The organism is Phormidium sp. FACHB-592, assembly GCF_014695795.1.
Lineage (GTDB): Bacteria > Cyanobacteriota > Cyanobacteriia > Leptolyngbyales > Leptolyngbyaceae > Stenomitos.
The window spans coordinates 112616-120713 of sequence record NZ_JACJOZ010000089.1; the positions used below are offsets into that span (position 1 = coordinate 112616).

Here is an 8098-nt window from a genome sequence, read left to right on the forward strand (position 1 = left end):
GAGGAGTGCCCCCTAGAGCATCGCACGGCTAGCGCGATACAAATCTTTCCAACCGTCCCGTTCTTTGACAACGGTTTCCAGATACTCCTTCCAGACGACCTGATCCTGTACAGGGTCTTTCACAACAGCTCCAACTAAACCAGAAATCAGATCACTAGCCGTTAGAGAGCCATCACCAAAGTGAGCCGAGAGGGACATGCCGCTGTTCACGACTGAGATTGCTTCTGCTGGGCTGAGCGTTCCTGTTGGAGATTTGAGTTTTGTTTTGCCATCAATAGTTACTCCATCTCGCAATTCTCGAAAGATCGTCACCACTCGCTGAATTTCCTCTAGAGCTGGCACCTCGGCAGGCAGTTCTAAGGCTCGTCCCAGGCTTGTCACTCGTTGTTGCACGATGCTGACTTCTTCCTCGATCGTGTTGGGAACAGGCAGAATCACCGTATTAAACCGACGCTTGAGGGCGCTAGAGAGTTCGTTGACACCGCGATCGCGATTATTCGCTGTGGCAATCACGCTAAACCCCTTGGTCGCCTGCACTTCTGTATTCAGTTCGGGAATCGGCAATGTCTTTTCAGACAAAACAGTAATCAACGTATCCTGCACATCCGAGGGAATGCGAGTGAGTTCTTCCACACGGGCGATTTTTCCGTCTGCCATTGCCCGCATCATGGGGCTGGCAACTAACGCCTCCATTGAAGGACCGTCTGCCAGCAGTCGAGCATAGTTCCAGCCGTAACGAATGGCTTCTTCGCTCGTACCAGCGGTTCCTTGAATCAGCATGGTGGAATCACCGGAAACTGCTGCTGCCAAATGCTCAGACACCCAGGACTTGGCTGTACCGGGAACACCATACAGCAGTAAGGCGCGATCGGTGGCAAGAGTTGCGATCGCCACTTCCATCAAACGACGATTACCAATGTACTTGGGAGTTACTTCAAAACCATTGTCCAGTTTGCCTCCCAGTAAGTAGATTGCTACTGCCCAAGGGGAAAGCTTCCAGTTTGGCGGGCGTTGGCGTGTATCAGCTTTTGCCAGTTCTACGAGTTCGTGAGCAAATTGCTGTTCAGCGTGTTCACGGAGAAGAGAGGGATTAGGGGTTGGGAGTTGGGAGTTAGAGTGTTGAGTTTTGGATTTCGTGGTTGCCATAGTTGATGCTTTATTGTTGATGAGATTAATGCAGAAAAATTATCCAAACTTGTTAGCTAGTTCCTATCCCCTATCCCCCATTCCAAACGCCTGTGCCATCTCTTTGCGAAATTCTAGTAACGCTATCAAATCATTCATGCTGTTCATCCAATGAGAATCATTCGCTAGCCTTTCACGTAACCGAATAACTTCTGAAGTGAGGCTAACTGGAATAAAACGAGCAAATTCTTTGAGTGCAGATCTCAGTTCCCAATCAGAATTTGAAAAAGTTTTGGTGTGATTCAAATGTTCCTCTAATCCATCCAAAACGAGACGAGCTAAGTCAACGCTCCATAATTGGGAACTGGAACGAAGCAACCAAATTGTTAATGAATCATTGATTCTTCTATGGAAAACCTGGAACAGATCAATTAAGAGAGCATTACGTCGATCGCCAGACAACGCCTCAACCAAAGCCTCAGTACTAAGGTCAACGAGCACCACATTTCTATTAATCGATGTTTGTCCAACAAACCAGACTCTGATAACTTCCTCCAACCATTCGTGGTTTCCCTGACGCTTGGCTGCTAATGCAAATCCATCAAGCAAAACATTCTGCCATTCATGGGATTGGGCTAGCTTGATAATTTGCTGTGGTGACATCTGCCATTGCTCGGTCCAGGTGCTAAGCGGAGTTGCACTAAGCATTTGCAAAAGCCACCAACCTTTTTCGCCCACCTTACTATTTATGGAGGACAATGGTTTTAGTTCAAATCCAAGCTGAATCAGCGTTTCATCCAAATGATCGGGTAGCTGCACGTGTAAGGATGACACCTCGCGCTCAAGTGAGAGATAGCGACAAGTGTGTTCTGTTACGTGTTGGCACAGGCGCGAAGTGGGCAGACTCGCAAGTAAATCCACTGCAACTCGTCGGACTTCCTTACTGCGATCGCCCAATGCATCTTCTAAAAATGGCTCATCTGCCAGGCTGAGTCCAACGCGGAAGATTTCCAGAAATTTGGCGCGATCGCTGGCTGTTTCTTGCTTCCAGGTTGATTGCAGCAGTTCTCTAGCCTGATCAGGATTGTGCGATCGCAAATCTTGCAAATAGAGCAATCGTGCTGATGGCGTTCCTGTTTCCCAGTCTGCTTCTGTGGTTAAAGCCACTGCATAGCTCCAATCAGGATTCTGTGCGGCTAGCCAGCGTCCCCGTTGCCCTAAAACAGGTAGAATAGCTGCTCGCAATTCTCGTTGCTGTCGTCCTTTATCTAGCAGGGATGGAAGCAGTATCTCAGGCACGCGCTTTCCAGAGATCGCAGCTCTCTCTAACCACTCGCTCAACAGTTGCGGAAACTGTCCCTCAAAGATTTGTTGTAAACAACGCACAGCACGAGGACTGCACCGGAGAAGATCTTCTGATGAACAGGATTCTACTTGAGTCACCGATCGCACTTCGGGAAGCCATCCAACGCGCTGATGTAGGGACACTATCCCAACTGCCAAGAGGAGTGCCGCTTCGTTGGGGCGATCGCTTAATTGAGACAAGCAGTTTCCTAAGTTACCAGAGATGTTTGGTAGTTGAAACGGTTGTCGTTCTGTGCCCAGCAGAGCAGCAGCGACGATCGCCTGCCAGGGAGAATCAGTTGCCAAAGCCATAATAGGAATCCTCCACCCAAACGCTCAGTATCGTTAAGAACGTGCCATCCCACTCACCCAACACCGAAAGGGGATAGCCTCCACTCAAGGCTAGGAGTTGCCATCCTTGAGTTGCGTCCATTCGACGGGAGAGGGGCAACACCACACCCTGTTGATCTTGCAGCAGCCAGCCCTTCTCCTCCCGCCGTGGAATCACATTTTGCAGCAATAGCGGGAACCGTTCTAGCCAAGGGCAGTTTGCCAATGCCTGACTGTAAGTGTCGATCGCAGAAGCGATCGACTGAATACCGGGTGGGGGTTTTGGGAGGACAACTGCTTCTTGACGAGTTTTGATTAAGGCACGCAAAGGATAAGCACTGGGATAAAACACCAACGCCGCTTCCAGATACGTTCCTGGTAAAAGGTTTTGCTCAAACGGTTGATGACCGTGGGCAAAATCCAGCAAGAGGGCAAAGGTGTGAGTGGCAATGCCGTAGAGCCAGGTTCGCCGTGCCCGCAACCGTTCCTCTTCCTCGGCGCGCTGCCCAACCACCAGCCACAGATCTATATGAGCCTGCCCGGTCAAAACCTCCTCTTGATTCAGTGACCAGCCCAGTTGAGTTCGCAGGTCAGTTTGCACAACGGTTGGCAAGGTTTCAATCCGCTCGAAGCCTTCGATAAGCAGATATAGCCGCCCCAGTCGCTCCAGCACCCGATCGCTCCAATCTGCACCCGTGTGAATGATTCCAGCCAGTTCTCGTAATTGTCGTGCCAGACCGGGAGCCTGAGCATCAACCATGCGGGCAGCGATCGTATCCCACATCTGATAGGACTCCTGCGGCAGCGTTGCCAACCCCTGCCGCACTCGATCGTCTAACCATAGGCGCAATTCCTGAATGCCTGCGCTTACCTTACGCTGCCGTTCTGCTACTCGCTTGGCTTGTGCGATCGGATCGGCGACCTGTTCCTGTCGTTTTGCCTGCTTCTCGGCTTGTTTCTCTGCCCGCTGTGACCTGCTGGCTAACCATTCTGTAACCCAGGCAGGGGGATCTGTCTCAACTATTTCCCCCGGTTGCTCTGCTAGCAACAGAAACAGTCCCAATCCATGCTTGCAGGGAAATTTACGACTGGGGCAGCTACAACGGAACGCCGGTTCGCTCAGATCAATCTGTGCCTGATAAGGATTTTTGCCACTTCCCTGACACTCACCCCAAATCACAGACTGCTGCTGACCTAAAGAAATCCACTTTTGACGAGTTGCCAACCCACGCCCACTTTTTGCAGAAGCTGCATCTGGTGCCAGCGCTAATACCTGATCTGCTGTCCATTGGGCAGGCATAGAAACTCCCCGTCAAACTCATGCAATGTCCCAACGCCTTCGTAACGTTTTCGGCTGAGGTGTGTCATCCGTATTCTTACGAAGTACTTGGTTCAAATGTACTATGTAATATTACAAGAGTAAATTGTTGGAATTTCCGCCTTATGTCATTAGATAGGATTCCGGATGCTACGACTTGTTAAATGTCGCTTTTGGTTTTGAAGGAGAACGGCAAAGCAGTTTCCCTCTAGAGGAGATCCCCATAGCTTGTGCCGCTTGTTTCTCAAGTGGGGAGAGATACAATAATCTACGCCTGCTTATTTAGTTGTCAAACGGGTAAGCGTTAACGAGCGAAAGAGGCAATCAAATCAATGAGTGAAGAGATTCCAAAGAACATTAACTCAACCTATGTTGTCCTTGATGCTGACAATGCCATTCCAGTTGCAGTAAGTGATCATTTCTACCAAGATTTGGAACAACAATTTAGAGACTTTAAGGGAAAGCGATTGGTCTCACACTACATCTTTGAGCAAGACTGGGATAGCTGGGAAATGCATCCAGCCGGAGAGGAATTTGTGTGCCTGCTATTCGGACGGGTTGATTTTGTTTTAGAGCAAGACGGAAGTGAAAGAATAGTCTCTCTCAATGCTCCTGGTGACTACATTCTCGTACCGTCTGGGACATGGCACACTGCTAAAGTTTATACACGAAGTTCTGTGTTGTTTATTACGCCTAGCGAAGGAACTCAGCATCGATCTCACACAATATAGCAAACACAGATTTGTATTCTCCATTTAACATTCAGAGGCAGGTGCAGATTGGCTTATGGCAGCCTCACCCTAGGGTAAAGGATGGGAATTTCTGTTTGAAGACTTCAAGCTGGTGCTGCCGGACTAAAATTACTGAGGTGATGGGTCAGAAAGGCTTGCCACTCCTGACGATAGGTGTTCTTCTCCAGTTCAGGTAAAAAGCTTGCTTCTAGCGTGTTTAAGTTGAGCTGCCAGAGTTCGTCCCAGGAGAACCCTTGTGCAGCCAGAGTAAGATACTCATGCACCAGATTTGTTTTAAACATTGGCGGATCATCCGAGTTCAACGTGCAATACAATCCTGCATCCATCAGTTGCCGAATTGGATGAGGTTGAGTGCGATCGACAATGCCTAAACAGTAATTGCTTTGAGGGGATACCTCTAATGGGATTTGTAGATCGCGCAGTTTTTGTACCAACGCATCGTCCTCTAAACAGCGAACGCCATGTCCAATCCGCTCAACCTTTAAATGGTCCAAAGCAGCCCAAATACTTTCGGCTCCCACCACTTCCCCAGCATGGGCAACCACTCTCAACCCCTGCCGCCTTGCCTCTGCAAACGTTTCAGCAAACGCCTCAGGTGCGTAACCTTTCTCCTGCCCAGCCAATCCTAAACCAACAACAAGTCCCCTGTCCTGTCCCTGTAAGGCGCATTCCAGGGTTTGTTTCTGCAAATCTGGACTATGACGGACGATCGCCGCAATAAATTTCACTCGACTACCATATTTCGCTTCACCATTGGTTGCCCCCAGGCTCAAGGCTTCGAGCAACTCGGTATCTGTCAAACCATCAGAAGCCAAAGCAGTGCCAAAATGAACTTCACTGTAACGAATATTCTGTTCAGCCTGGTGTTTCAGAAATTGCTCCACTAGAAAAACATAATCGTCTGGCGTTCGCACGCATTGACGGGCAATGGAATACACCTCAATAAAGTGAGTGAAGTCTCGAAACTCGTAAAACAATTTCCACTCCCCTAGAGAACTCACTGGTAATGCTATCCGGTTGCGCTGAGCGATTCGATAAATGGTTTCTGCATCAGCTGTACCAATTAAATGAGTATGAATTTCAACCTTCGGCATCGCGCGCAGGCGTTTGGACATCTGGTTCATTTCGTAATTCATCCGCATGAGTTCCCTAATGAGTGCGCTCTAGAAACTGTTTGCCACAATCCTTACAAAGATAGCGTTGCTTGTTGTAGCGATGCCCGTTCTTCGACAAGCAGTAACGAAAGTAATGAAATGTCATTACTTTCGTTACTGCTTCATCCATTAACTTTGGCTCTACATAGGGTGCTAGATAGATGACTAGTAAAGCTTTGAGTTCTTCGTAGCGTGTCGCCGTTTACGCTCCTTTCCCCATTAAGGCCTGGAGGAGTAGGGCATTGTAACACTGATGCACCGTTTCGGCGAGGCGTTCACTTTTCTCAACGGATAAAGCCGGATTCCACTGCCGCAAGAAAGCTGCATATTGCTCAATCAACTGACGATTAAAGATCACCAGCAGCAATTGGCGTGACGACTATAAGCGCAAGCTGCCAGATTACGAAGAAATGGGCATCGCTGAATACTGGATTGTCGATTATCTCGCGCTCGGAGCCAGTCGTCATATCGGTTCTCCAAAGCACCCGTTAATCACGGTGTACCAGTTGCTTGATGGCGAGTATCAGTTCATGCAGTTTCGTGGTACTGAGCCAGTACGATCGCAGGTGTTTCCAAACTTGAGCTTGTCAGTTGATGACATTATTGCAGCCTTGCAGCTGCGCCAAAAGTAACGAAGTGCTGATTTGCTTATTCCTTTGAGTGTCTGACCAAGTTTCAATCGCTTAATGATTGAGATCCCCAGGGGCTTTGTCTTAGAAATTTAAAGCAGAATTTTAACGATTAAAGCAGTTTATTTGTACTATACCCGCTGTACTGAGATGCTGAGAGCAAAGCCGGAGGCAAGGTTAACCCCCGGCTTTGCTCTCAGAGAAACGCTTACTGCGCCTTCTATGGACAATGATGTAGACACCATTGTCCATAGTCAAGAAGTCAGACTGCTATGTGTAGAGCCCGATATGAACTACCATCATCAAGTGCCAATGCCATTTTGAGAGAGATTAGAAGGCTCTAATCAACTTTGGCTATCTTCTTCCCACCAGTTGTTGACAATAGCATCCGTCAAATCGCGCTCTGACATAAGCTGCTCGGCGTATTCATCTCCCATCTCCTCAGAGTGGCCAATGAGAGTATCAAAAGCCTTTGGATCCTTACCTAGCATCCGCACATGCTTATCCGCAATGTGTCTGAAAGCATGTGGATTTGTATGGCGTGGACTACCGAGTAATTGAGTCCTCGCTCGAGCAACAGCACGCGTAACCAGACTATGGATTGTGCCCTCGTCATGTAGCTTGCCGAAGGCGTCAGCATGCTGGCTTTTGCCGGTCATGACGAATATGCTCTTGTTTTGATCAAGGTTGGCTCTCACTGTTTCCAAGACAGCTATCCGTCTTTGTAAACCGTTGACTCTTCTCGCATAGTTTTTGATACACTTCTCCTGCTCTTTGGCATATTCATGCAGTTTACCAGCTCCAGCCTCTGCTAATTTTTGTTGAAGCTTTTCCAAGGCACCCGGTCTAAAACCCCAAAACTCAAGCCAACTATCGAGGGATTTAACCACTTGATCAGCCATTGGCCTCCAAACGTAAATCCATGTATCTAAATCTTTTGTCAGAAGATCTGGCAATCTATAATTACGGTCTAAATCATTTTTGTTCTCTTCAGGTGGAATTTCAACTTCGTAGTGTGGGTTGCCTTGAGCATCAACTTTTCTGAAAATGTTTTTACCCAGTTCTAGGCTTCTAATTTCCTCCTGCCGCACTGGGCAGAAAGTTAAATACTTGACGATTATATAAACCTGCCAAGATTTAAATATAGATGCCATAGACCGCTGACGTCCTTTGATACACCTATCTTTAGCGCTTTTTGTCATGCTGGGACTGCTCAAATTCAAAGCACAGCGCTCCCGAAGGTATTGCACAACCTGGCGAGCCTCTTCGTGCGTTATCTCCTTAAGTTTTCACTTCTTTCTTCCAGCGCGCTTCTTCTCATCTTTAGAAAGTGTTTGTAAATGCTGGTTAAGCAGGTTTCAAGTTCCTCGTTCGTCGGTTGTTTGTTAACCGCCTCAGCATCAACCGAATCATGACCACATAAACCATGCCTTCATGATTTTCAGG

General features: G+C 48.1%; 7 protein-coding genes. 2 read left to right on the forward strand and 5 right to left on the reverse strand.

Features of this window, described 5'->3' with window-relative positions; genetic code table 11:
• Nucleotides 1-12: 12 nt before the first annotated feature.
• From H6F86_RS25290 to H6F86_RS25300, 3 genes are all read right to left on the reverse strand, one after another.
• Entirely contained in the window at nucleotides 13-1146 is a 1134-nt protein-coding gene (locus tag H6F86_RS25290) for an AAA family ATPase (RefSeq protein WP_190452533.1), read from the reverse strand.
• 63 nt (nucleotides 1147-1209) lie between these two features.
• The gene (locus H6F86_RS25295) at nucleotides 1210-2781 is read right to left on the reverse strand and encodes a DUF5691 domain-containing protein (RefSeq protein ID WP_190452535.1); all 1572 of its coding nucleotides are present in this window, start codon (nucleotides 2779-2781) and stop codon (nucleotides 1210-1212) included.
• Nucleotides 2765-4099 carry an SWIM zinc finger family protein gene (locus H6F86_RS25300; RefSeq protein ID WP_190452537.1) on the reverse strand — a complete coding sequence of 445 codons (1335 nt, stop codon included), beginning with the start codon at nucleotides 4097-4099 and terminating at the stop codon, nucleotides 2765-2767. The genes H6F86_RS25295 and H6F86_RS25300 overlap by 17 nt, the downstream gene beginning before the upstream one ends.
• A 350-nt stretch (nucleotides 4100-4449) precedes the next feature.
• On the opposite strand from H6F86_RS25300, the gene H6F86_RS25305 reads away from it, so the two are divergent.
• Entirely contained in the window at nucleotides 4450-4848 is a 399-nt protein-coding gene (locus tag H6F86_RS25305; RefSeq protein ID WP_190452539.1) for a WxcM-like domain-containing protein, read from the forward strand.
• A gap of 104 nt (nucleotides 4849-4952) precedes the next feature.
• Here the strand turns inward: H6F86_RS25305 and add are convergent, their stop codons facing one another.
• Entirely contained in the window at nucleotides 4953-6011 is a 1059-nt protein-coding gene (add, locus tag H6F86_RS25310; protein ID WP_190452541.1) for an adenosine deaminase, read from the reverse strand.
• A gap of 365 nt (nucleotides 6012-6376) precedes the next feature.
• Here add and H6F86_RS25320 point away from each other — a divergent pair, with 365 nt between their 5' ends.
• On the forward strand, nucleotides 6377-6655 hold the full coding sequence (locus H6F86_RS25320) for a Uma2 family endonuclease (RefSeq protein ID WP_190452551.1): 279 nt from the start codon (nucleotides 6377-6379) through the stop codon (nucleotides 6653-6655).
• 341 nt (nucleotides 6656-6996) lie between these two features.
• Here H6F86_RS25320 and H6F86_RS25325 read toward each other — a convergent pair whose 3' ends face one another.
• The gene (locus H6F86_RS25325) at nucleotides 6997-7854 is read right to left on the reverse strand and encodes a hypothetical protein (RefSeq protein WP_206756097.1); all 858 of its coding nucleotides are present in this window, start codon (nucleotides 7852-7854) and stop codon (nucleotides 6997-6999) included.
• Nucleotides 7855-8098 lie beyond the last annotated feature (244 nt).